Annotated in this window: 20 protein-coding genes, 4 tRNA genes and 7 pseudogenes; 18 read left to right on the top strand and 13 right to left on the bottom strand. The window is 67.7% G+C overall.

Annotated elements, in window-relative coordinates; translation table 11 throughout:
• Positions 1–79 precede the first annotated feature (79 nt).
• Positions 80–454: pseudogene (locus FQ389_RS19235) on the top strand (cytochrome P450); the annotation flags it as partial.
• A 63-nt stretch (positions 455–517) separates the two neighbouring features.
• Here the strand turns inward: FQ389_RS19235 and FQ389_RS06095 are convergent.
• Positions 518–589: transfer RNA gene (locus FQ389_RS06095), tRNA-Val, on the bottom strand.
• Positions 590–769: 180 nt separating this feature from the next.
• On the opposite strand from FQ389_RS06095, the gene FQ389_RS06100 reads away from it, so the two are divergent.
• The 3 genes from FQ389_RS06100 to FQ389_RS06110 all read left to right on the top strand — a co-directional run bounded on the left by FQ389_RS06100 (position 770) and on the right by FQ389_RS06110 (position 1033).
• Positions 770–842 (top strand) — tRNA-Gly (locus FQ389_RS06100).
• 29 nt (positions 843–871) lie between these two features.
• Positions 872–945: transfer RNA gene (locus tag FQ389_RS06105), tRNA-Cys, on the top strand.
• Between the two features lie 13 nt (positions 946–958).
• Positions 959–1033 (top strand) — tRNA-Val (locus FQ389_RS06110).
• Between the two features lie 23 nt (positions 1034–1056).
• Here FQ389_RS06110 and FQ389_RS19240 read toward each other — a convergent pair.
• Positions 1057–1215 (bottom strand): hypothetical protein, encoded by a 159-nt coding sequence (locus FQ389_RS19240; RefSeq protein WP_260860540.1) that lies wholly within the window; start codon positions 1213–1215, stop codon positions 1057–1059.
• A gap of 328 nt (positions 1216–1543) precedes the next feature.
• Here FQ389_RS19240 and FQ389_RS06120 point away from each other — a divergent pair, with 328 nt between their 5' ends.
• Together FQ389_RS06120 and FQ389_RS06125 are read left to right on the top strand one after the other, a co-directional pair.
• Positions 1544–1861, top strand: coding sequence for a hypothetical protein (locus tag FQ389_RS06120; protein WP_144206372.1), 318 nt, complete (start codon positions 1544–1546; stop codon positions 1859–1861).
• Positions 1862–1865: 4 nt separating this feature from the next.
• A pseudogene (locus FQ389_RS06125) lies at positions 1866–2535 on the top strand (phosphate signaling complex PhoU family protein).
• A gap of 10 nt (positions 2536–2545) precedes the next feature.
• On the opposite strand, the gene FQ389_RS06130 reads toward FQ389_RS06125, so the two are convergent.
• Both FQ389_RS06130 and FQ389_RS06135 read right to left on the bottom strand, forming a co-directional pair.
• On the bottom strand, positions 2546–2899 hold the full coding sequence (locus FQ389_RS06130) for a VOC family protein (protein WP_144206373.1): 354 nt from the start codon (positions 2897–2899) through the stop codon (positions 2546–2548).
• A 264-nt stretch (positions 2900–3163) separates the two neighbouring features.
• Positions 3164–3493 carry a DUF732 domain-containing protein gene (locus tag FQ389_RS06135; protein ID WP_186296288.1) on the bottom strand — a complete coding sequence of 110 codons (330 nt, stop codon included), beginning with the start codon at positions 3491–3493 and terminating at the stop codon, positions 3164–3166.
• A 309-nt stretch (positions 3494–3802) separates the two neighbouring features.
• Here FQ389_RS06135 and FQ389_RS06140 point away from each other — a divergent pair, with 309 nt between their 5' ends.
• From FQ389_RS06140 to FQ389_RS06150, 3 genes and pseudogenes are all read left to right on the top strand, one after another.
• Positions 3803–4231: a hypothetical protein gene (locus FQ389_RS06140; RefSeq protein ID WP_144206375.1), complete on the top strand. Its 429-nt coding sequence runs from the start codon at positions 3803–3805 to the stop codon at positions 4229–4231.
• A gap of 169 nt (positions 4232–4400) precedes the next feature.
• A pseudogene (gene cmtR, locus FQ389_RS06145) lies at positions 4401–4737 on the top strand (Cd(II)/Pb(II)-sensing metalloregulatory transcriptional regulator CmtR).
• A gap of 7 nt (positions 4738–4744) precedes the next feature.
• Positions 4745–5035: a hypothetical protein gene (locus tag FQ389_RS06150; protein ID WP_407662776.1), complete on the top strand. Its 291-nt coding sequence runs from the start codon at positions 4745–4747 to the stop codon at positions 5033–5035.
• A 52-nt stretch (positions 5036–5087) separates the two neighbouring features.
• Here FQ389_RS06150 and FQ389_RS06155 read toward each other — a convergent pair whose 3' ends face one another.
• The 3 genes from FQ389_RS06155 to FQ389_RS06165 all read right to left on the bottom strand — a co-directional run bounded on the left by FQ389_RS06155 (position 5088) and on the right by FQ389_RS06165 (position 6738).
• A complete protein-coding gene (locus tag FQ389_RS06155; RefSeq protein WP_260860541.1) occupies positions 5088–5456 on the bottom strand; it encodes a cytochrome c oxidase assembly protein in 369 nt (122 codons plus the stop codon).
• A 33-nt stretch (positions 5457–5489) separates the two neighbouring features.
• Positions 5490–5849 carry a DUF732 domain-containing protein gene (locus tag FQ389_RS06160; RefSeq protein WP_144206409.1) on the bottom strand — a complete coding sequence of 120 codons (360 nt, stop codon included), beginning with the start codon at positions 5847–5849 and terminating at the stop codon, positions 5490–5492.
• A 580-nt stretch (positions 5850–6429) separates the two neighbouring features.
• Complete coding sequence (locus FQ389_RS06165; protein WP_260860543.1) at positions 6430–6738, bottom strand: DUF732 domain-containing protein; 309 nt, start codon at positions 6736–6738, stop codon at positions 6430–6432.
• A gap of 149 nt (positions 6739–6887) precedes the next feature.
• On the opposite strand from FQ389_RS06165, the gene FQ389_RS06170 reads away from it, so the two are divergent.
• The gene (locus FQ389_RS06170; RefSeq protein WP_144206410.1) at positions 6888–7412 is read left to right on the top strand and encodes a hypothetical protein; all 525 of its coding nucleotides are present in this window, start codon (positions 6888–6890) and stop codon (positions 7410–7412) included.
• Positions 7400–7917, top strand: a pseudogene (locus FQ389_RS06175) (GNAT family N-acetyltransferase). Before FQ389_RS06170 ends, FQ389_RS06175 begins: the two are co-directional and overlap by 13 nt.
• Here the strand turns inward: FQ389_RS06175 and zapE are convergent.
• Positions 7895–8970, bottom strand: a pseudogene (gene zapE, locus FQ389_RS06180) (cell division protein ZapE). The pseudogenes FQ389_RS06175 and zapE overlap by 23 nt on opposite strands.
• Before the next feature lie 25 nt (positions 8971–8995).
• On the opposite strand from zapE, the gene FQ389_RS06185 reads away from it, so the two are divergent.
• Genes FQ389_RS06185 through msrB form a run of 4 tightly spaced genes read left to right on the top strand, consistent with a single transcriptional unit; the run spans position 8996 to position 13178 of the window.
• Positions 8996–9775 carry a pyrimidine reductase family protein gene (locus tag FQ389_RS06185; RefSeq protein WP_144206377.1) on the top strand — a complete coding sequence of 260 codons (780 nt, stop codon included), beginning with the start codon at positions 8996–8998 and terminating at the stop codon, positions 9773–9775.
• Positions 9776–9799: 24 nt separating this feature from the next.
• Positions 9800–11392, top strand: a complete 1593-nt coding sequence (locus FQ389_RS06190) for an alpha/beta hydrolase (protein WP_144206378.1) — start codon at positions 9800–9802, stop codon at positions 11390–11392.
• Positions 11393–11429: 37 nt separating this feature from the next.
• Entirely contained in the window at positions 11430–12743 is a 1314-nt protein-coding gene (gene aftC, locus FQ389_RS06195; RefSeq protein WP_144206379.1) for an arabinofuranan 3-O-arabinosyltransferase, read from the top strand.
• Positions 12744–12752: 9 nt separating this feature from the next.
• On the top strand, positions 12753–13178 hold the full coding sequence (gene msrB, locus FQ389_RS06200) for a peptide-methionine (R)-S-oxide reductase MsrB (protein ID WP_407662777.1): 426 nt from the start codon (positions 12753–12755) through the stop codon (positions 13176–13178).
• On the opposite strand, the pseudogene FQ389_RS06205 reads toward msrB, so the two are convergent.
• The 4 genes and pseudogenes from FQ389_RS06205 to hemE form a co-directional block, all read right to left on the bottom strand.
• Positions 13175–13940: pseudogene (locus FQ389_RS06205) on the bottom strand (class I SAM-dependent methyltransferase). The gene msrB and the pseudogene FQ389_RS06205 overlap by 4 nt on opposite strands.
• The gene (gene hemQ, locus FQ389_RS06210; protein WP_144206380.1) at positions 13937–14632 is read right to left on the bottom strand and encodes a hydrogen peroxide-dependent heme synthase; all 696 of its coding nucleotides are present in this window, start codon (positions 14630–14632) and stop codon (positions 13937–13939) included. Before hemQ ends, FQ389_RS06205 begins: the two are co-directional and overlap by 4 nt.
• Before the next feature lie 5 nt (positions 14633–14637).
• Complete coding sequence (locus FQ389_RS06215; protein ID WP_144206381.1) at positions 14638–16014, bottom strand: protoporphyrinogen oxidase; 1377 nt, start codon at positions 16012–16014, stop codon at positions 14638–14640.
• Complete coding sequence (hemE, locus tag FQ389_RS06220; protein WP_144206382.1) at positions 16011–17060, bottom strand: uroporphyrinogen decarboxylase; 1050 nt, start codon at positions 17058–17060, stop codon at positions 16011–16013. The genes FQ389_RS06215 and hemE overlap by 4 nt, the downstream gene beginning before the upstream one ends.
• Before the next feature lie 158 nt (positions 17061–17218).
• On the opposite strand from hemE, the pseudogene FQ389_RS06225 reads away from it, so the two are divergent.
• From FQ389_RS06225 to FQ389_RS06235, 3 genes and pseudogenes are all read left to right on the top strand, one after another.
• A pseudogene (locus FQ389_RS06225) lies at positions 17219–17965 on the top strand (enoyl-CoA hydratase/isomerase family protein).
• A gap of 131 nt (positions 17966–18096) precedes the next feature.
• The gene (locus tag FQ389_RS06230; protein ID WP_407662778.1) at positions 18097–18729 is read left to right on the top strand and encodes a DUF3000 domain-containing protein; all 633 of its coding nucleotides are present in this window, start codon (positions 18097–18099) and stop codon (positions 18727–18729) included.
• Position 18730: 1 nt separating this feature from the next.
• Positions 18731–20038, top strand: coding sequence for an HRDC domain-containing protein (locus FQ389_RS06235; protein ID WP_144206384.1), 1308 nt, complete (start codon positions 18731–18733; stop codon positions 20036–20038).
• Here FQ389_RS06235 and dxs read toward each other — a convergent pair.
• On the bottom strand, positions 20035–21960 hold the full coding sequence (dxs, locus tag FQ389_RS06240) for a 1-deoxy-D-xylulose-5-phosphate synthase (protein ID WP_144206385.1): 1926 nt from the start codon (positions 21958–21960) through the stop codon (positions 20035–20037). The two genes, FQ389_RS06235 and dxs, sit on opposite strands and share 4 nt — an antisense overlap.
• Positions 21961–22003: the final 43 nt, after the last annotated feature.

The following is a 22003-nucleotide window of genomic DNA, read 5'->3' on the forward strand; positions in this document are numbered from 1 at the left end:
GTGTCTCAGGCGCCATCGGCGAGGTACGCGCAATCCTCCATGCTTCGCACATCTGCGGTCACGGCGTTGCCGCAGCCGGCTCCGCTATACCAGTCCCATTCAAAACCCCTTACCGCTACACCCGTGCTGACTATCAAATCGGTGACGTCACCATCTCCTCAGGTTCACGTGTGCTTATGTCTTTCGGAGCGGCCAACCGGGACCCCTTGCCTTCGACGACCCCAGCACCTTCCGCGCGGACAGAAACCCACGGACCCACGTCGGCTTTGACTACGGTTCGCACCTATGCCTAGGAGCGCCCCTCGCACGCATAGAGGCAGGGGCCGTTCTCCGTCAACTTGTCGGCCGCGTGTCACGAATCTCAACCACAGGACCCACAACGTGGTCCAACAACAGCTCGCTGCGTGGCCCGACACGCCTCCCCGTCGTTCTCCACGAGAGGTCAACCCCATGAAGCCCGGACGTACACCGCCCTAGCGATGGGCCTTGTTTAAAGGCCTAGTTGCAGTAATGGTAGTGGTCCCGGCTGGGATCGAACCAGCGACCTTCCGCGTGTGAAGCGGACGCTCTCCCACTGAGCCACGGGACCGGCGCCGAGAGGCGAACGACGTCGAAGAGTAGCACGTAACCGCTGTGCGCCCGTATGCGCCATCACCGCTCCGGGGGCACCGTTATAACGTAGAGCGACAACGTACATGAGATTTGTGCGCGCCCACGTCGGTGGACTATCGTCGTCCTTCACACCGGGCGAAGGTCTCGTCCGTTGCGCGCGGATGTAGCGCAGTTGGTAGCGCATCACCTTGCCAAGGTGAGGGTCGCGGGTTCGAATCCCGTCATCCGCTCGAAGGTGCAAGTGGCATCAATCCCCCACGGTGGAGTGGCCGAGTGGTGAGGCAACGGCCTGCAAAGCCGTGCACACGGGTTCGATTCCCGTCTCCACCTCCAGTTATTCTTCCCGGCGCGATTAGCTCAGCGGGAGAGCGCTTCCCTGACACGGAAGAGGTCACTGGTTCAATCCCAGTATCGCGCACCACAATTTGCGCGAAGCTCCTTGCGCTAGGCACCGGTGTCGCCGGGCCGGCCGATCGCCTCCAGGCGCCGTTGCACGCGGCCGAGGGCAGCTCGTCGGTGAACCGGGTGATGGCGGTGCCGATTATCAATGGCGTCGACTTTCACCTCCCCGTCGGCGGCCAGCTGGACGGCAACCTCGGTCACCTCGTCGTCGGTGAGTGTCGGCGCCGCAGCAGTGCCAGCAGCGGGACGTAGGCGGTCACGGGCACGCCGTCGGGATAGCCCCGGCGCGGACGAACGCGACGATTCTGGCAACCAGTTCGCCCAAACTCGCCATGACGTCCCCAATGCAGATCTAAGTCGACATGGTGTCGAATCATCGCAATTGGCGGTGCGGCAGACTACCGTTGATTGATGCAGACTGCCTACCATCACCAATTCGACGCGCTCAAGGCAGCATCGGCGACTTGTGTGGCCGCTCCGACGCCGCGATGCAACGGGCCACCCGCGCGCTGCTGGAAGCCGACAAGTCGTGGCCGAAAGCGTCATCACTGAACACGAGAAGTTTCTCGAGGCGGTCGTCCAGACCGAAACCGGCGCCTTCAACCTGCTGGCCCTGCAGGCGCCGGTCGCCACCGAGCTGCGGGCGGTGTTCGGCAATCTGCAGAACGTCGCCGACGCCGACCGCATGGACGTGTTGGTCCTGCACGTCGCCCAGACCGCTCGCCGGCGCCATCCGGCACACGCGATCACCGACGAGTCGCCGTCGGCCGACGACGTCGATCGCGTGCAACGCCGCCTGGAAGCCATCGGCTGGCCGTCCTTCGAACCGGACCGACCGAGCGTCTAGACTCATGCGTACCGCGTTCCATCACCAGCTCGACGCGCTGAGCCAGAGCATCGCCGACATGTGCGATCGCAGTGGCACCGCGATGGCTCAGGCCACCGAGGCACTGCTGGGCTCCGACATCGTGCTGGCCGAAACCGTCATAAGCGCCCACCACGGCTTCATCGTCCAGGTCAACCACGCCGAAACCACCGCCTACAACCTGCTACTGCTGCAGGCCCCGGTCGCCAGCGACCTGCGGGCGGTACTCGCCAGCCTGAAAAACGTCGCCGACGTCTACCGGATGGCGGCCCTGGCCCTGCAAGTCGCCGACACCGTCCGTCTCCGGCATCCCTCCCCCACGATCCTCGACGACATCGTTCCCCACTTCGCCAAAATGGGGCGCATCGCAGTCGATCTCAGCAGGGACGCCACGGAGGTGGTGCTGTCGGGCACCGATCACGCCGTCAGAATCGCCTACGACGACGCAATGGACGAGCTACACTGGCTGGTGTTCGCGATCGTGATGGATCGGCAGTGGTCGCACACCGTCTACCACCGCCGTCGATATCACCCTGCTGAGCCGCTATTACGAGCAGTTCGCCGACCATGCCGTGACGGTGGGGCAACGAGTCCTCTTCCAGGCCACCGGTTCCCACGCCCACCTCAATGACATGCGGCGCGACCAGAGCGCCTGACGGGGTCTGCTCAGCGGGCCAACGGCTTGTATAAGACTACGCCGTTGCCCTTGTTGTCGTACACCACGGCGCGGCGCTCGTGCACATCGTCGTACGGCCCCCTCACAATGCCGCCACCACTGGCCTCCACCGCTTTCGCGGCGGCGTCGACGTCGGCGGTCTTGATCCCGACGACAACCTGACCGGGGATCGGGTGGTCCACGTCCGTCGCCAGCGCGAGGGTGACCGGGCCGCCGTCCAGCGCTGCGAAATGAGTGCCGTCGCGGAATTTCAGTGGCATGCCCAAGGTCTCGCTGTAGAACTGGATCGACTCGTCCAGATTGTCGGTCGACAAGATGATCATCTTGACTTCGTGGTCGCTCAACGTATACCTCCTCTGCACTGAGTAGCTTCCAGCTTAGGCACCGTGCGTGCCCAGCGGTGGAATCGGTCGACCGCACGGCGACGGACTGCCCTGCGATTCGGCCGGCATGCGGCTACCGTGCCATGACCAGGTATCAGCCAAGTGATCAGCCGGCCAACTTCTCGCGCACCGACGGTATCGAAAGGCGTAGCCGACAGTGCTCAGCAAACTTCGGCGCACATAACAAATCACGGTAACCAAAACGAGGAACCCGCGATGCGTCGGTTAGGACTTGGCTGCCTGCCGGGCGTCGATGTCCATGTCCGGGCAGAACGCCTCGACCGCGGCGAACGCGATCAGCTTGGTCTGCTGACTGTTGTAGCCCATGTTCTGAATTCGCTGCAGCGCCTGGTCTGGCGGGAGCATGTTGTTGCGCAGTTGATTGCACAGGTTGGTGCCCACGTGGACGATCATGTCGTGGTTGCTGTACTTGATGTGGTTCTGATCGAGGAACGCAATGTAGGGCGTATTCGCGGGGTCGGCGTGGGCGACTGCCGGTACCGAACACAGCAGTGCGGAAAGGGCGATGAGTGACGCCGCTAGTGCTGTTTTCATGGGCAAGAGCATAGGATCACTGGCGAACTTCCAAGTGAACACCCGGGCAAACGGTTCACCCCGATAGCCGGATGTAGCAACAGCGTTGAGCAGACCGTGGCGCCCGGATTGGCCCCGGATTGGCAGGGGGTTCCCGAACGGACGGCGCGACTCCGTCTCGCCCTCGACACGGACCCGTCAACAACATCGCGGCCGCGCTGCTCTGCGCGGTCGGGATCCCGGCGTTGGTCCGGTGGCGCCACTGGGACCGGCTCGCCATCGTGATTTATCACGGCGTGGCAGAGGAACCGCGGTCGCCAGCATGCTGGCATGTCCTGCACGCGGCCGCCTATCGCCGCCGCGCTGGCTCGCCTCGCCGCGGGGACCCTGCCACCGCGCGATGGCCATCACCTTCGACGACGGCGCCGGCAATCTCGCCACGCACGGGTGCCGGTGCTGCGCGAACTGGGATTGCCCGCCGCGGTGTGCCTCGCGACCGGCCCGATCGGGAGCACCGAAACCCTACGGCCCGACCGGCTTTGGCTGGCAATCGCGCACACCACCGCAACCAGGGCGGATCGGACCGCGCTGGGGCTAGGCATCCGTCCTCTTGCCGGTGGCCGCGACCGCGCTACGGTGTACGGTGCAGCGGTTGAAGAAGCTGGACGACGCACAGCGGTGCTGAACCAGTTTCTCGGCGCGCTGGGGTACCGCGACGACGTCGACGCTGGTCCGTTCCGAGTCATACGCCGCGATTGAGCGCAAAACCAGCAGCGCGCCAACGGCATTCGCTTATCCGAATGGCCGGCCGGAGGATTTCGACGCGCGTTACTGCATCAACCCCACGACCGCTTGCACGCGATGCGGCAAACCGGGCACCACCGGACCGCCTTCCGTCGGTTCAGCTTCGGCTGTACTGTATTTTTACATGCTGACCTGTGAGACACGGGAGGGCGTGCTGGGCCGGTTGGGGCGGGCGCTGGCCGATCCGACCCGGTGCCGGACCCTGGTGGCACTGCTCGACGGCGTGCGCTATCCGGGCGAATTGGCGACCCAGCTGAAGCTAACCCGGTCCAACGTGGCCAACCACCTGTCGTGACTGCGCGGCTGCGGGTTGGTGGTGGCCACCTACCAGGGACGGCAGGTTTCGCTACGCGTTGGCCGACGTGCACCTCGCCCGCGCACTCCGGGAGTTGGTGCAGGTCGTGCTCGCCGTCGACACCGACGAACCGTGTCTGGCGAGCAGCCGCCGAGCCGGGCGGTAGCCGAGCGATGACCGACCAGGATGCCGCACGCATGGCCGAGAACGTGTTGCCGATCTCCGTAACACTGGCAGACGGCTGCTGTTCTGCCGCGTCAGGCGCGAATACCGTTGCACCACAACGCCATGCCGTGTTGTCGCGCCGCGTGCGCCTACTCGTCTCGGCAACGATCACCTACAACATCGTCGAGGCGGCCGGCGCGGTGGCATCGTCGGCGGCGTTGACCGGGTTCGGGCTGGACTCCCTGATCGAGGTGAGCCAGGAGTTTTCCAGGGCAGCCGTGTACCACGGCGTCAGATAGATGCAGCCAGGGCGTGGCCGCCAGCGAGGTCGTCACCGGGGTGCACGAGCACTCAGGCGCCGCGCCGCGCGGTCAGTCGATCGATGCGCTGGCAGCCCACGGCGTCACGCAGGACGGTGACCGGCCGGCCCTGCGCCAGGAAGAACGGCACCACGTACAGCAGCAACAGCACCTGCAGCGCGCACACCCAGAACAGGACGTCGGCGTAGCCGCCGATTGCGCTGAGAGTGACCAGTCCCCACAGCACCACGCCGACGCCGAAGCACGCGGCCTGGACGGGAGGAACGGACCGCTCGCCAGCCCGCCGCCGACACCACACATACGTGGCCGCGACGAACGTGATCATCGCCGCCGTGGGGAGGTCCGGACACCAGACCCGGATCAGCGTGTCCCAGGTCAGCGGGCCCAGATCAGCGGTCATGGCCCCAAGCGTATTGGCACCCGGCCGTGGTGCTCAGTTTCCTACGGCGCCTTCGGGTTTGGGTCCGCGTCCCTCACCGGTCAGATACTTGGGGCAGTACATGCCGGCCGCGATGGCTGTGAACTTGGCCGCGCCGTTGCCGGTGAATCCCGGATTGCGCAACTGCAGGTTGTTGACGATCTCGGTGTCCGAGTGTCCCGTGTCGACCAGTTCGCACACCGTCTTGGCGGCCTCGATCGCGGCAGCCGGATCCTGATAGGTCAGCCCGGCGTCTTTGAGTTCCTTAAGGAACTGGGCGTCGACGGTGGGGTCGGGCGCGGGGCTGGGGTCGGCTTGCGCCGGGACCGCCAGGACGATGGTGGCGACGGCTAACAGCGTCGTCAGGCCTTTCATAACTTCCGGATTCTCCCAGAGTTTCCCGGGCCCCGCAGCCACCGAGTCCGCCAAGCGTCGGAAGTTCAGTCAGATGGTGTTGGCTAGGAGGCGTGGCTGCCATCTTGATTGTCCTCGACGTTTTGTCGGCATTCTCGCTGTGGTCGGACTGATCGCCACCTGGACTCGGCTCCGGGCGCGCAGCAGGCGATCCGGCGCCGAGGGCGTGGTGCTGGTCATCGATCGCCTCACCCCGCGCCGCAAGAATGCGGCCCGACTGCAGGTGAGCCTGCGGATGGTCGGTCCGGCGGTGCGCTACGAGGTGGGACTCGATCTCGAATTTCCTGGATGGCCGCCGACAACGCCAACCTGCGCAGGGCGGCACTCGCCTCGAATCTGGGCACTTCAGAGGTCTACGAATGGCGTTGGGTCGCCGATTGGCGCCTCTCCAACGCCTGCCGGCCACTGGCGGAAGCTATGCAGCCCGACGACTCCCCCCGCACAGCATCCCCGGCATGGGTCCGCCGGAGCTGGGCCGAGCACCCGGGCGGGGACACGTAGCGCAAACCACCGCCGGGCCGCAGTAGCGCACCGGAGCCGGTTACTGGGGGCTGTTGGGGGTGATGCGCGGCAACGCGCCCGGGCAATACGCGGTGGCCGCGATCGCCGCGAACTTGGCGGCGTTCTCCTCGCGCAGCCCGGGATTGCGATCTTGCACGGTCCTGACGACATCGACCATCTGCGTGCCCTGGCCGACCGCTTGGCATACCCACTTACCCGCCGCGATCGCCCGGGCGGGATCGGGGTAAGTGACGCCGGTCGCCTGCAGCGCCGCCAGGAACTGGTCGTCCATCCCATCGGCGTGCGCGGGCGCGGCCGTGCCGACCAGGGCGACGGCGGCTACCAGCATCAAGAGGCGTCTCATAGCCCACTGATCGTTGCAGACCGGCGGCTGATCCGCATCTCTTTTCCGGCCGGTCGCTCACACCGCCTCCCGAACGCCGGTTCGCGGCGGTCCACCTCTGCCGTACGCCGGCGGCGGTGTGCAATTATTCGAAGATGCGCCGTTGGCTGATCGTCCTGTCCACCGTGCTGATCGCCGCCGCTAGCCTCACCGCAACCGGGTTAGCCGTTCCGCGCGCCTGGGCCGGGGACGCGCCGATCGGACACATCGGCGACACCCTGCGGGTGGACACCAGCACCTACATCGCCGACGTCACGGTCAGCAGCGTGGCGCCGTGCGACCCGCCGCCCGGATTCGGCTACACCCGCAGCGGCGTTCCAATCAAGAGCTTCCCCGGCAGCACCCCGAACCGGGCCGACGTGACCGTGCGCGCGGTCCGGGTGCCCAACCCGTTCATCATGGCCACCGCGTTCAGCTTCACCGGGGTGACCCCGTACGCCGACGCCTACAAGCCGCGCGCCACCGACGCCCCCGACGATTTGGACAACGTGCTTGTCAACGCCCCGAACGGGGCGATCGTGCGCGGCGGGGTGTACTGGGACGCCTACCGCGACCCGATCTCTAACGTCGTGTTGCTGGACCGCAAGACAGGCCATCACCTGGCACAGTGGAACCTCTGACGCCCGTCATCCACCTCGCCAGAACGGAGTCCGTCGATCCCTCCGAACTGGCAAAGCTGGCCGCCCTGACGTTTCCGCTGGCGTGCCCGCCCACCGCAACCGCGGAGAACATCGCCTCGTTCATCGAGGCAAACCTGTCGCAGGCCCGCTCTTCGCGCAGTACCTCGCCGACCCCGACCGGGCCATCATCACCGCCGCGCAAACCGGCCGAATGGTCGGCTACGCCATGGTGATTCGCGCCGACGACGATGCCTGCGCCGAACTGTCGAAGATCTACGTGCTGCCCTATCACCACGGCTCCGGTATGGCCCCGGCACTGATGCGGCGGGCCCTGAACGTCGCCCGGGGCTGGGGCGTCCAGCGTGTGTGGCTCGGGGTCAACCAGGAAAACCAACGCGCACAACGCTTTTATAGCAAGTACGGATTCCGGATCAACGGCACCAGAACATTTCAGGTCGGCGCACAGGTCGAAAACGTCTTCATTATGGTTTGTGAGCTCGGCTAGCCGCAGCAGTCAGTGCCAACAGGCGCGACGTGGCCCGCAGATACTTTTTCCGGTAGCCGCCCGCGAGCATCTCCGCGCTGAAGATGGTGTCCAGCTTCGCCCCCGACAACAGCACCGGGATGCCGGCGTCGTAGAGGAAGTCGGTCAACGACACCAGCCGCAGCGCAACGTTCTGATCGTCGATGCCGTGCACGCCGGTGAGAAACACCGGCCGTCACGCCCTCGATTAGGGTCAGATAACGCGACGGACGCATGGTCGTCAGATGCCGACACAGCGCGTCGAAGTCGTCCAGCGTCGCACCGTCGGTTTCGGCGGCCCGCGCCGCGATTTCTTCGTCCGACAGCGGTGGCGGCGCCGGCGGCTGGCCGCGATGCCGGTAATCCGGGCCTTCGATCCGCACCGTGGTGAAAATGCTTGCCACCGTGTTGATCTCGCGCAGGAAATCCTGTGCGGCGAAACGACCCTCACCAAGCTCGGGCAGCGTGTTGGAGGTGGTCGCCACCGACACGTCCCGTTCGACCAGTGAAGACAGCATCCGCGAGACGAGCGTGGTGTTGCCCGGATCGTCGAGTTCGAACTCGACGATGCACACCGCCGTGTAGCCGGCCAACAGCTCGATGTATTCGGCGAAGCCGAACACCCCGGCCAGCTGGGTCAACTCGCCGAACGTGGCGAACGCCTTGGGCGTGCTCCGGCCCGCCCGGCCCCGATCCGGGCAGTTGGTAGTAGGCCGAGGCGAGCATATGCGTCTTGCCCACGCCGAACCCGCCGTCCAGATAGATGCCCACGCCGGGCAACACCTCGCGGCGGCCGAACAACTTCTGCCGGCCGGCCCGGCGCTGTTCGGCCGCGCGGCAGAACTCCTGACACGCCTGCAACGCGGCGGCCTGGCTGGGCTCGGCCGGGTCGGGACGGTAGGTCGCAAAGCTCACATCGGAAAATGTTGGGAGCGGCCGCAATTGGCTGATGAACCGTTCCGGTGACACGCTAGGATGCCGGTCCACCAGCTGCTGAATGGGCGTATTGACGTCTGTCGACGCGGACCCATGGATGCAAAAATCCTAATAGCGTGTCCTCATGGCCGACTCCGCCACCGGCAAGTCCCCCGAGACCGTACTGACCCAGCTCGAATCGGGGCGCGAACTCGGCGATAGTGAACTCCCCCAGCTCTACGCCTATCCGGACGGCGGCGACACCTGGGTGCGAGCCAACTTCATCACCAGCATCGACGGCTGGGCCACCGCCGACGGCAAGAGCGGCCCGATGGCCGGACCCGGCGACCGGCTGATCTTCTTCCTGCTGCGCGAACTCGCCGACGTCATCGTCGTGGGCGCCGGCACCGTGCGGGTGGAGGGCTATTCCGGCGCGCACGCCGGCGTGGCCGAGCGCCAGCGCCGGCAAGCCCGCGGGCAGACCGAGGTGCCGCAGTTGGCCATCGTCAGCCGATCCGGTCAGCTGGAACGGGATATGGGTGTGTTCACCCGGACCGAGGTGCCGCCGCTGGTGCTCACCTGTACGGCGGCGGCCGAGGAAACCCGCCGGCTGCTCGGCGACTTGGCGGTGGTCGTCGACTGTTCCGGCGCCGACCCCGACGAGGTCGACGTGGCCACCGTGCTGGCCGTGCTGCGGGTCCGCGGCATGCGTCGGGTGCTGACTGAAGGCGGGCCGACGCTGCTCGGCTCGCTGATGCAGCGCGGCCTGCTCGACGAGTTGTGCCTGACGATCGCGCCCTACGTGGTCGGCGGGCCGGCCCGCCGCATCGCGACGGGTGCCGGTCACGCGTTGACGGCTATGCGCTGCTACCACATCCTCACCGATGCGGCCGACTATCTGTACACGCGCTACGTGCGAGCTTAACGCTGCCGGGCCACACCGCGCGGAATGGCTACTGTAGTCGGCATGAGACGGCTCCACAGGCCCGCAGCGACGCTGCTCCCGTTGACCGTCGCCGTGACCACGCTGCTTACCGCCTGCATCCCGGGCCTGCCCGCCGAACCGCGCTTCGCGACCAACTCCGGCGCGCGCCCGCAGGGCGCGGCCACGACCAAACCACCGCCGGCCGGCCCGCCCCCGATCGCCGCACCCAAGAACGACCTGCCGTGGCACGACTGCACCACGCGGGTGTTCACCGACACCGGCATCCGGCCCGCCCCCGGCGGGATTCAGCTGGATTGCGCGAACTACGACGCCGACCTCGATCCGGTCAACGGCGGATCGGGAACGGTGAGTATCGGTGTGGTGCGCGCCCGATCGAGTCAGACCCCGAAGGACGCCGGGCCTATCGTCTTCACCACCGGCTCCGACCTGCCGTCATCGGCGCAGCTGCCGGTCTGGCTGTCCCGGGCCGGAGGCGACGTGTTGGCCACCCACCCGATCGTCGCCGTGGACCGGCGGGGCATCGGCATATCCAGCCCGATCGACTGCCGGGACCACTTCGATCGCCAGGCCATGCGCGATCAGGCACAGTTCCAGACCGGCGACGACCCCGTCGCCAACCTGTCCGACATCTCCAACACCGCGACGACCAACTGCACCGAAGCGATCGCACCCGAGGATAGCGCCTACGACAATTTCCACGCCGCCTCAGACATCGAGCGGCTGCGCAGCCTGTGGGACGTGCCGTCGGTGGCGCTGCTGGGCATCGGCAACGGCGCCCAGGTCGCGCTGGCCTACGCCTCGTCGCGGCCCGACAAGGTCGCCCGGCTGATCCTCGACTCGCCGGTTGCGTTGGGAGTCAACGCCGAAGCGGCGGCCGAACAACAGGTCAAGGGCCAGCAGGCCGCCCTCGACGCGTTCGCCGCGCAGTGTGTGGCGGTGAACTGCGCGCTGGGGGCCGATCCCAAGGGCGCCGTCAACGACCTGCTGGCCGCCGCCCGGGCCGGTCGAGGCCCTGGCGGCGCCTCGCTGGCCGAGCTCGCCAACGCCATCACCGCCGCGCTGGGCTTCCCGTCCGGCGGGCGAGTGAACGCGACGACCAGCCTGGCCAACGCGCTGGCCGCGGCCCGCGGCGGCGATGTCAATCAGCTGACCAGCCTGATCAACCACGCTGATGCCACCCGTGACACCGACGGCCAGTTCGTCAACACCTGCAGCGACACGATCAACCGCCCGACCCCGGACCGGATCCGCGAGCTCGTTGTGTCCTGGGGCAAGCTCTATCCGCAGTTCGGCACCGTCGCCGCGCTCAACCTGGTCAAGTGCGTGCACTGGCCCACCATCTCGCCGCCGGCACCGCCGAAGGACCTCAAGGTCGACGTCGTCCTGCTGGGTGTGCAGAACGACCCGATCGTCGGCAACGAAGGCGTCGCCCAAACCGCGGCCGCCGTCATCAACGCCGGCGCGGCCAACCGGCGGGTGATGTGGCAGGGCATCGGGCACGGTGCGAGCATCTACCCGACGTGCGCGGTTCCGCCACTCGTCGGGTATCTCAACAGCGGCAAGCTGCCCGCAACCGACACCTACTGTCCCGCCTGACACGGTCGAGGGGTTTCCTCGGGGAAGCGTCGCTGCGGTGTACGGTGCGCTGGTGACGCCAGCTGATTCGACCCGGGCCGGCTTGCGTGATTCGGTGCTGGCCACCTTCCGTCCCCGCTCCGGACCGCCCAGCACGGCGACGATGCTGCGGTCCGCGCTGTGGCCGATCGCCATCTTTTCGGTGCTACACCGCAGCATCATCCTGACGCTCAACGGCAACATCACCGACGACTTCAGGCCGGTGTACCGCGCGGTCCTCAACTTCCGCAACGGCTGGGACATCTACAACGAGCACTTCGACTACGTCGACCCGCACTACCTGTACCCGCCCGGCGGCACCCTGCTGATGGCGCCGTTCGGCTATCTGTCGTTCACGCCGTCGCGGTATCTGTTCATCCTGATCAACACCGTCGCGATCCTGATCGCCTGGTACCTGCTGCTGCGGCTGTTCAATTACATGCTCGCGTCGGTGGCCGCGCCTGCCCTGCTGCTGGCCATGTTCTGCACCGAGAGCGTGACCAGCACGCTGGTGTTCACCAACATCAACGGCTGCGTCCTGCTGGCCGACGTGTTGTTCCTGCGCTGGCTGCTGGACGGAAAGGTCGGGCACCAGTGGTGGGCGGGGCTGGCGATCGGCCTGACGCTCACCCTCAAACCCGTGCTGGGTCCGCTGCTGCTGCTGCCCCTGCTCAACCGGCAGTGGCGGGCGCTGATCCCCGCCTTCGTCGTGCCCGCGGTCATCAACGCGGTCGCCTGGCCGCTGGTCAGTGACCCGATGGACTTCGTCACCAAGACGCTGCCGTACATCGGCGGCACCCGCGACTACTTCAACAGCTCGATCGAGGGCAACGGCGTCTACTTCGGCCTGCCCACCTGGCTGATCATGTTCCTGCGAATTCTGTTCGTTCTTATCACGATCGGCGCGCTGTGGCTGCTGTACCGCTACTACCGCACCCAGGACCCGCTGTTCTGGTTCACCAGCTCCTCGGGCGTGCTGCTGCTGTGTTCCTGGCTGGTGTTGCCGCTGGCCCAGGGCTACTACTCGATGATGCTGTTCCCATTCCTGATGACCGTGGTGCTGCCGAATTCGCTGATCCGCAACTGGCCGGCCTGGCTCGGCGTCTACGGCTTTCTGACGCTGGACGACTGGCTGATCTACCGGTTCATGCGGTACGGCCGCGCACTGCACTACCTCAAGATCACCTACGGGTGGTCGCTGCTGCTGATCGTCGCGTTCACGGTGCTGGTCTTCCGATACCTGGACGCCAAGATGGAGGACCGGCTGGACGAGGGCCTGGATCCAGCCTGGCTGACCGACGAGCGTGACGCGCGTCAGTTTGATCCACGCTAGCGTAGATGGATGACTTCCTCCGACTTGTCGCAGCCCAAGATCCAGCTGACCGATGACGAGTGGCGCAAGAAGCTCACACCCGACGAGTTCCAGGTGTTGCGTTGCGCCGGCACCGAGCGGCCGTTCACCGGTGAATACACCGACACCAAAACCCAGGGCATCTACAAGTGCCGGGCCTGTGGGGCGGAGTTGTTCCGCAGCACCGAGAAATTCGACTCGCACTGCGGCTGGCCGTCGTTCTTCGACCCGGCCAACTCCTATGCGGTGACCCTGCGTCCCGATCACTCGTTCGGCGCCACCCGCACCGAGGTGCTCTGCGCGAACTGCCACAGCCACCTCGGCCACGTGTTCGCCGGCGAGGGCTACCCGACGCCGACCAACCAGCGGTACTGCATCAACTCGATCTGCCTGCGGCTGGTGCCGACGGAAAGCTAGGGCGCGGCGCGGTCAATCGACGCGGGTGGCACCTCCCAGAACGGCGCGTGCGCCGGCACCCCGTCGAGCCACGGCTCGATGACGCGGAACCGTTCAAGCAACTCCTCGGCCTGCCCGACCACGTCGGGATTGCGCGCGGCCATCAGCTCGATGCTCTCGACGCTGACGTTGACCCGTTGGGTCGTGGTGCCCAGATAAGTGATCTCCCAGCCGCCGGCCGGCATCACCTCGCGAAAGTCGTTCTCGGACAACGACCGAAGCATCTTGAAATCGTTGACGTTGTGTTCGCCGAACTCGAACATGTACAGCCGCCGCGCCCGGCTTGGTGGCGCGATGCAGCGCCTGCACGTAAGACTGCCTAAGCTCGGGCTCGGTGCTGAAGGTGTGGTAGAAGGCGCAGTCGACGACGGTGTCGAACCGATTCTCCAACCCTTCCAGCGTTGGTGGCGTCGACCAACTAGAAAGTGACTTGACACACCGGCCTTCGGGCGTTCTCGCGGGCTCGTTCCAGCGCCGCCGCCGACCCGTCGATGCCGGTCGCCGAGTAGCCTTGGAGGCGTAGTAGATCGCGTGATGGCCGGGGCCGGTGCCCGAGTCGCGCACCTCTCCCTTGATCGCGCCCAGCGCGACCAGTTGCTGGACCACCGGCTGCGGGCCGCCGATGTCCCAGGGGATGGCGGTGGGCAGGCCGTGCGACGTCCGCTGGTCGCGGTAGGCACCCTCGAAGCGGGCGGGGTTGTGGGGGTAGAATATAGTTGTCATGGCAGCGCGTTCACCAACTGCTCGACGGGCACCCGGGGGCCGGTGAAGAACGGCGCCTCCTCCCGGGTGTGCCGACGGGCGTCGGTGGCGCGAAGCTCCCGCATCAGGTCGACGATGCGGTGCAACTCGGGCGCTTCGAAGGCCAGGATCCATTCGTAGTCACCGAGCGCGAACGCGGGCACCGTGTTCGCCCGCACGTCCTTGCATTCGCGGGCGGCCATGCCGTGTTCAGCGAGCATGCGGCGACGTTCCTCGTCGGGCAGCAGGTACCACTCGTAAGACCGCACGAACGGGTAAACGCAGATGTAATTGCCGGGTTCCTCGCCCGCCAAGAACGCCGGGATGTGGCTCTTGTTGAACTCCGCCGGCCGGTGCAGCGCCACGCTGCTCCACACCGGCGAGCTCACCTGCCCCAGCGTGGTGGTGCGCCGGAAATCGGCGTAGGTCGCCTGGAGCGCCTCGACGCGCTCGGCGTGCGTCCAGATCATGAAGTCGGCGTCGGCGCGCAGGCCCGCGACGTCGTAGAGGCTGCGCACCACCACCCCGCGTTCTTTCTGCTGCTTGAGGAACCGGGTGGTCTCGTCGATCACGGCGTCGCGCTGGTCCCCCAATTCGCCGGGCTCCACCGAGAACACCGAGAACATCAGATACCGGATCGTCGAGTTGAGCGCGTCAAAGTCGATCTTGGCCATGAGACCTATCGTGCCACTTCCGTGCCGGAGCCCTCGGTGGCCCTGATCACGCGCTCGGCGGCCTTGCCCGCGGCGCCGACACACGCCGGCACGCCGATCCCGTCGAGGAAGCTGCCGGCCACCGCAAGGGTCGGCGGCAGGCCGTCGAGCAGCTCGGCGACCACGGCGGCATGTCCCGGCCCGTACTGCGGCATCGCGTCGATCCAGCGCTGCACCCGCGCATCGACGGGCTCGACGCGCAGACCGAACACCGTGGCGAGGTCCTCAGCCGCCCACACCAACAGTTCGCGGTCGGTGGCGGTGACGGCCAAGTCGTCACCGAACCGCCCGAACGACACGCGCAGGAACGCCAGCTCGCCCGGCATCTCCCATTTGCGCGACGACAGTGTGATCGCTTTGCCGCGCAACGTTTCTCCGGTGGCGACCAGCACACCCGAGCACTCCGGGAACGCCGTGTCGCCCGGCACCGCGAGGGCGACCACCACCGACGACGCGCTGACGATCCGCCGCGCGGCCGCGCAGCTCTGCGCGGCAACGCCGTCGAGCAGGCCCGCCAGCCGCGGGGCGGGCACGGCCAGGATCACCGCGTCGGCGTCCCAGTGCGCGCCGGTGTCGTCGCGCAGCATCCAACCCCGCTCGCCGAACTCGAGCCGGTCGACGGCCGCGCACACCCAGCTCACCCGGGCGCGGGCGGCGAGTTCGTCAACCAGCACCCGGAAGCCGCCGTCCAGCGCGCCGAACACCGGCGCCCCCGTCGCCGGCGGCAGCCCCTGCCGGCTCGCGTCGGTCAGGCTGGTGGCGCCGCGATCCAGCGCGGCCGCAACCGTGGGGGCCGCGGCGCGCAACCCGATCGTGGCGGCCGAGCCCGCGTACACCCCGCTCAGCAGCGGGTCCACCGACCGGGCCACCGTCTGCTCACCGAACCGCTCGCACACCAATTCGGCTGTGGCGGTATCACTTCCGGGCCGCCAGTCGATCGGCCGGTCCGGCTCGGCGTCGATGCGCGCGACGGTGGCGTCGTCGACGAGTCCGGCCACCGAGACCGACGACGACGGGATCCCGACCACCGTGCCCGCCGGCAGCGGGTGCAGCCGCCGCTGGCTGTAGAGCAGCGGCCGGGCCCCGGTGGTGCCGAGTTGGCGGTCGGACAGGCCCAGCTCGGCCAGCAGCGCCGGCATCTCGGCACGGCGCAGCACGAACGCCTCGGCGCCCAGGTCCATCGGCCGTCCGCCGACCTGCTCGGTGCGCAAGATCCCGCCGAGTTTCGCGGCCGGCTCGAACAGGGTAATGTTCGCGTCGTCGCCGACGGCCACGCGCAGCCGGTAAGCCGCCGTTAGGCCCGAAATTCCGCCGCCCACAACAGAATACGAGTTCGTGGTCATAACGAGTGAACCAGGGACACCAGGTTGGTCAGCACACCGGGATCGGTTTCGGGCAATACACCGTGGCCGAGGTTGAAGACATGGCCCGCGACACCAGCGTCGACGGCGCGGCGTCCGTCGTCGACGACGGCCCGCGCGGCCCGTTGGACCACCGGCCAGCCGGCCAGCGCCACCACCGGATCGAGGTTGCCCTGCAGCGCCCTGCCGGGCCCCACCCGGGCGGCGGCATCGGTGAGCGACGTTCGCCAGTCCACACCGACGACGGTCGCGCCCGCTTCGCCCATCGCGCCGAGCAACTCGGCCGTCCCGACACCGAAATGCGTCATCGGCAGGCCGTATTCGGCCAGCGTCGCGAAGACGCGGGCGCTGTGCGGCAGCACGTATTGGCGGTAGTCGGCCAGCGACAGCGTTCCCACCCACGAGTCGAACACCTGAACGGCGTCCACCCCCGCGTGGATCTGCCCGCGCAGGAACTCCACCGTGAGGTCGGTCAGCTTCGACATCAACGCGTGCCAGCTCGCCGGCTCGGCCAGCATCATCGCCTTGGTGCGGGCGTGATTTCGGCTGGGCCCACCCTCGACGAGATAGGACGCCAGCGTGAACGGCGCCCCCGCGAAACCGATCAGCGGGACGTCGCCCAACGCGTCGACCAGTAGCGAAACGGCCCGGCATACCGGCTGAATCGCTTGCAGTTCAAGGGGTTTAATGCTGGAGATGTCGGCGTCGGTGCGGATCGGGTGGGCGATCACCGGGCCGACGTCGGCGACGATGTCCAGGTAGATGCCGGCGGCGCGCAGCGGTACCACGATGTCGGAGAACAGAATCGCGGCGTCCACGTCGTGGCGACGGACCGGCTGCAGGGTGATTTCGCAGACCACCTCCGGCTCGAGACACGCCGCCAGCATGGTGTGATGCCGACGCAGCTCCCGGTATTCGGGCAGCGAGCGACCGGCCTGGCGCATGAACCACACCGGCACCCGGCCGGGTTTGCGGCCGGTGACCGCCGCCAGGTAGGGCGACTCGGGCAATTCACGACGGGTGCTCATCGGTGTCAATGCTGCCACGCTGCCGGTTTGGCGCCCAGACGGCGGCCCGGGGCCCCTGAACGCGCTGCGTACCATCGACCTCGTGCCCGTAGCCCCCGCCCTCCGTCAATTACGACGAATTCCCCAGCCTTCGCTTCGAACGGGCCGACGTCACCGGCCTGGACGGCGTCCTGACGCTAGGTTTGGACGCCCCGGGGCTGAACTCGGTCGGCCCACAGATGCACCGCGACCTGGACGATGTCTGGCCGACGATCAACCGCGATCCCAACGTGCGGGCGGTCCTGGTCCGTGGCGAAGGCAAGGCGTTCTCCTCCGGCGCCAGCTTCGACTTGATCGCGGAGACCATCGGCGACTACGAGGGCCGGCTGCGCATCATGCGCAAGGTCCGCGACATGGTGCTCAACATGGTCAATTTCGACAAGCCGGTGGTCTCGGCCATCCGTGGCCCCGCCGTCGGCGCCGGCCTGGTGATAGCCCTGCTGGCCGACATCTCGGTGGCCGGGCAGACCGCCAGACTCATAGACGGGCACACCAAACTCGGGGTGGCGGCTGGCGACCACGCGGCCATCTGCTAGCCGTTGCTGATCGGCATGGCCAAGGCCAAGTACTACCTGATTACCTGCGACACGCTGCTGGGCGAGGAGGCCGAGCGCATCGGCCTGGTTTCGGTGTGCGTCGACGATGACAACGTGATGGCGACGGCCAGCCGGATCGCCGGCGACCTGGCGCAGGGCGAGCAAAACGCAATCCGCTGGACCAAGCACAGCCTCAACCACTGGTATCGCATGTTCGCGCCCGCCTTCGAGACGTCGCTGGGCTTGGAGTTCCTCAGTTTCAGTAGCCCCGACGTGCAGGAAGGACTGGCCGCGCATCGCGAGAAACGCCCGGCGCGGTTCACCCGATAAATGCACCCTGATTGGGGCCGACGGCATATGGTCACGGGCTGGCGGAGCCCCGGTAATAGCTTGGTCGCGCCGGGCTTGACAGCGGCGCGCCTGTCGCGGCGGGTCAGGCGATGGGTCTAGCGTCGATCCTTGTGACCCGCGCACACGACAATGCGGACCGGAGGCGAAGAGGAGGGTCGGCAGTGACCTCAGTCGAACCGGCCCCGTTCCGCGAGGCGGTGGCGGCGATGAAGGCAGTGCACGCCAGGCCGGAGATCGAGCTCGGCCCCATACGCCCCCCACAGCGCCTGGCACCGTTCAGCTACGCCCTCGGCGCCGAGGTTAAGAACCCCGACCTCGACATCGTGCCGGAACGGTCCGAGGGCGACGCGTTCGGCCGGTTGATCCTGCTGCACGACCCGGACGGCGCCGACGCCTGGGACGGCACCATCCGGCTGGTGGCCTACATCCAGGTCGATCTGGACTCGCACGAGGTCGTCGACCCGCTGCTGCCCGAGGTGGCGTGGAGCTGGCTGGTCGAAGCACTGGAATCGCGGACCGACCAGATGACCGCCCTCGGAGGCACCGTCACCGCCACTACGTCGGTGCGCTACGGCGACATCTCCGGGCCACCGCGGGCCCACCAGCTCGAGCTACGGGCCTCCTGGACCGCGACCACACCGGCCGTCGGGGTGCATGTCGAGGCGTTCTGCGAGGTGCTAGAGCACGCCGCAGGCCTACCGCCGGCCGGGGTCACCGACCTGAGCTCGCAATCACGCGCCTGATATGCGCGAACCCGAGATCTCCGTGCCCGACGGCACCGCGCCCGACAGTTCCAGCTCCAACGGCGCTGCATCCGAGCCGGCGCCCGCTCCCCTGCTGCACCCGGCCGACGGGGTACCCGAGCTCTCGGTGACCGTCGAACAGATCGCCGACGCCGCGCGACTGCTGGACCGCGGGCACGGTCCGTTCGCGGTGGACGCCGAGCGGGCGTCGGGCTTCCGCTACTCCAACCGGGCCTACCTCATCCAGATCCGGCGCGCCGGGGTCGGCACCGTGCTGATCGACCCGGTCAGCCACGGCGCCGACCCGCTGACCGCGCTGCGGCCCGTCGCCGAGGTGCTCGGCACCGACGAATGGATCCTGCACGCGGCCGATCAGGATCTGCCCTGCCTGGCCGAGGTCGGCATGCACCCGCCCACGCTGTACGACACCGAGCTGGCCGGGCGGCTCGCCGGGTTCGAGCGGGTGAACCTGGCGGCGATGACCGAACGGCTGCTGGGCCACGGACTGGTCAAGGGCCACGGCGCGGCCGACTGGTCCAAACGCCCGCTACCCGCCGAGTGGCTCAACTACGCGGCACTGGACGTCGAACTGCTGGTGGAACTGCGCGCCGCGATCTCGGCCGTGTTGGCCGAACAAGGCAAAAGCGGTTGGGCCGCAGAGGAATTCGACTACCTGCGCGACGCCGGAAGCAAGGAGACCGCGCCGCGGCGCGACCGCTGGCGACGCACGTCGGGCATACACCGGGTGCGCGACCGCCGCGCCCTGGCCGCGGTGCGCGAGTTGTGGTCGGCGCGCGACAACATCGCCCAGCGCCGCGACATCGCGCCGCGCCGCATCCTGCCGGATTCGGCTATCGTCGACGCCGCGCTCGCCGATCCGAAAACGGTCGACGACCTGACCGCCTTGCCGGTGTTCGGCGGGCGCAACCAGCGGCGCAGCGCGGCGATGTGGCTGGCCGCGCTGCAGGCCGCGCGCGAGAGCCCCGAGCTGCCGGAGGACGCCGAACCGCTGAACGGACCGCCGCCGCCGGCCCGGTGGAGCAGGCGTAAACCGGAGGCGGCGGCCCGGCTGGAGGCGGCCCGGGCCGGGCTGTCGCAGCTGTCCGAACGGGTGCACGTGCCGACCGAGAACCTGGTCACACCGGACCTGGTGCGCCGGCTGTGCTGGGACTGGGAAGACACGCCCAACCCGCTCGAGGCGGTCGACGAGTTCCTATGCGCCGCCCAGGCGCGGGCGTGGCAACGCGAGCTGGTCGATCCTGTGCTGGCGACGGCGCTGCAGCCACCCCGCGACGACGACAAGGGCTAGTCGAGGTGCTCGCGGGTCTCCGTCTCGGATTCGCAACTGCCCAGTGCGGCAACCCAACCCGTGATCCGCCGGGCCACATCCTGATCGGTGAGCCCCAGATCGGCCAGTACCTCCCCGCGCGAGGCGTGCTCGTAGAACTCCTGGCGCAGACCGACGTCGCGGCAAGGCAGATCGATCTCGGCGTTGCGCAGCGCCGCCGAAACCGCCGCTCCCACACCGCCGTTGACGCCGTTGTCTTCCAGCGTCACCAATAGCTTGTGCTGCGTCGCCAGTTCGACCACGCTGTCGGAGACCGGCAACACCCACCGCGGGTCGATCACCGTCACGCCGATCCCCTGGTTGTGCAACCGCTTGGCCACCTCCAGCGCCATCGGGGCGAACGCCCCGACCGCCACCAACAGCACGTCGTGATTAAGCCCATCGGCCGGCAGCGCGAGGATGTCGACGGCCGAAATGCCCGATCCACGCCGCTCCAGGGCCGGAATATCTTCGCCCACATCACCTTTGGGGAACCGTATCGCGGTCGGGCCGTCGTTCACGTCCAGCGCCTCGCCGAGCTCCTCGCGCAGCCGGGCGCCGTCGCGCGGGGCGGCCACCCGCATGCCGGGCACGATGTTGAGCATCGACATGTCCCACATGCCGTTGTGGCTGGGACCGTCGGAACCGGTGATCCCGGCCCGGTCGAGCACGAAGGTGACGGGCAGCTTGTGCAACGCCACGTCCATCATGATCTGGTCGAAGGCCCGGTTGAGGAAGGTCGAATAGATCGCCACCACCGGGTGCATCCCACCCATCGCCAGCCCGGCCGCCGAGGTGATCGCGTGCTGTTCGGCGATGCCGACGTCGGACAGCCGGTCCGGGAAGCGCTGGCCGAACGCCGTCAGCCCGGTGGGGCCGGGCATCGCCGCGGTGATTGCCACGATGTCGCGACGCTTGCGGGCGTAGCCGATCAGCGCGTCGGAGAACGTCGTCGTCCAGCCCGGGCCCGGAACCTTGGTGGCCTGGCCGGTGGCCGGGTCAATCGGCACGGTCGAGTGCATCTGCTCGGCCTCGTCGGCCTCGGCCGGCGGGTAGCCCATGCCCTTGCGGGTGACGACGTGCACGATCACCGGGCCGCCGAAGCCGCGCGCCCGGCGCAGCGCGGCCCCCACCGCGCGTTCGTCATGGCCGTCGACCGGGCCGACGTATTTCAGCCCCAGGTCGGTGAACAGCAGCTGCGGCGCGAGCGAGTCCTTGATGCCCGCCTTGACGCTGTGCATGAAGTGGTAGCAGATCTCGCCGATCAACGGGACCGCGCGCATCACGTCGCGGCTCTTTTCCAGCACCTGCTCGTAGGCGGGCTGCAGGCGCAGCATGGCCAAGTGGTCGGCGACGCCGCCGATCGTGGGTGCGTAGCTGCGCCCGTTGTCGTTGACGACGACGATCACCGGGCGCTTCGAGGCGGCGATATTGTTCAGCGCCTCCCAACACATGCCACCGGTCAGGGCACCGTCCCCGACTACCGCGACGACGTGCCGGTTGCGGTGCCCGGTCAGCTCAAACGCCTTGGCCAGACCGTCGGCGTAGGACAGCGCGGCGCTGGCGTGGCTGGATTCCACCCAGTCGTGCTCGCTTTCGGCCCGCGACGGATACCCCGACAACCCGCCCTTCTTGCGCAGCGTCTCGAAGTCCTGGCAGCGCCCGGTCAGCATCTTGTGCACGTAGGCCTGGTGACCGGTGTCGAAGATGATCGGGTCGTGCGGCGAGTCGAACACCCGGTGCAGCGCCAGCGTCAACTCAACGACACCGAGGTTCGGGCCCAGGTGGCCGCCGGTGGCCGCGACCTTGTGGATCAGAAACTCACGAATCTCCTGGGCCAGCTCGCGAAGCTGCCGTTGCGACAGGTGCTGCAAATCAGCAGGCCCGCGGATCTGTTCGAGCATCCCGCCAGTGTACGCAGCGCCCGCAAGAACACCGGGCAAGCGC

The organism is Mycobacterium tilburgii, assembly GCF_902168065.1.
Classification (GTDB): domain Bacteria; phylum Actinomycetota; class Actinomycetes; order Mycobacteriales; family Mycobacteriaceae; genus Mycobacterium; species Mycobacterium tilburgii.

Coding starts and splice junctions, on each gene's coding strand:
- hemE (WP_144206382.1), bottom strand. CDS start 17,060: ATGAGCACCCGTCGTGAATTGCCCGAGTCGCCCTACCTGGCGGCGGTC.
- FQ389_RS06185 (WP_144206377.1), top strand. CDS start 8,996: ATGGCCGACTCCGCCACCGGCAAGTCCCCCGAGACCGTACTGACCCAG.
- FQ389_RS06235 (WP_144206384.1), top strand. CDS start 18,731: ATGCGCGAACCCGAGATCTCCGTGCCCGACGGCACCGCGCCCGACAGT.
- hemQ (WP_144206380.1), bottom strand. CDS start 14,632: ATGGCCAAGATCGACTTTGACGCGCTCAACTCGACGATCCGGTATCTG.
- dxs (WP_144206385.1), bottom strand. CDS start 21,960: ATGCTCGAACAGATCCGCGGGCCTGCTGATTTGCAGCACCTGTCGCAA.
- FQ389_RS06140 (WP_144206375.1), top strand. CDS start 3,803: ATGTCCTGCACGCGGCCGCCTATCGCCGCCGCGCTGGCTCGCCTCGCC.
- FQ389_RS06190 (WP_144206378.1), top strand. CDS start 9,800: ATGGCTACTGTAGTCGGCATGAGACGGCTCCACAGGCCCGCAGCGACG.
- FQ389_RS06150 (WP_407662776.1), top strand. CDS start 4,745: ATGACCGACCAGGATGCCGCACGCATGGCCGAGAACGTGTTGCCGATC.
- FQ389_RS06135 (WP_186296288.1), bottom strand. CDS start 3,493: ATGAAAACAGCACTAGCGGCGTCACTCATCGCCCTTTCCGCACTGCTG.
- FQ389_RS06155 (WP_260860541.1), bottom strand. CDS start 5,456: ATGACCGCTGATCTGGGCCCGCTGACCTGGGACACGCTGATCCGGGTC.
- FQ389_RS06215 (WP_144206381.1), bottom strand. CDS start 16,014: ATGACCACGAACTCGTATTCTGTTGTGGGCGGCGGAATTTCGGGCCTA.
- msrB (WP_407662777.1), top strand. CDS start 12,753: ATGACTTCCTCCGACTTGTCGCAGCCCAAGATCCAGCTGACCGATGAC.
- FQ389_RS06160 (WP_144206409.1), bottom strand. CDS start 5,849: ATGAAAGGCCTGACGACGCTGTTAGCCGTCGCCACCATCGTCCTGGCG.
- FQ389_RS06170 (WP_144206410.1), top strand. CDS start 6,888: ATGCGCCGTTGGCTGATCGTCCTGTCCACCGTGCTGATCGCCGCCGCT.
- FQ389_RS06165 (WP_260860543.1), bottom strand. CDS start 6,738: ATGCTGGTAGCCGCCGTCGCCCTGGTCGGCACGGCCGCGCCCGCGCAC.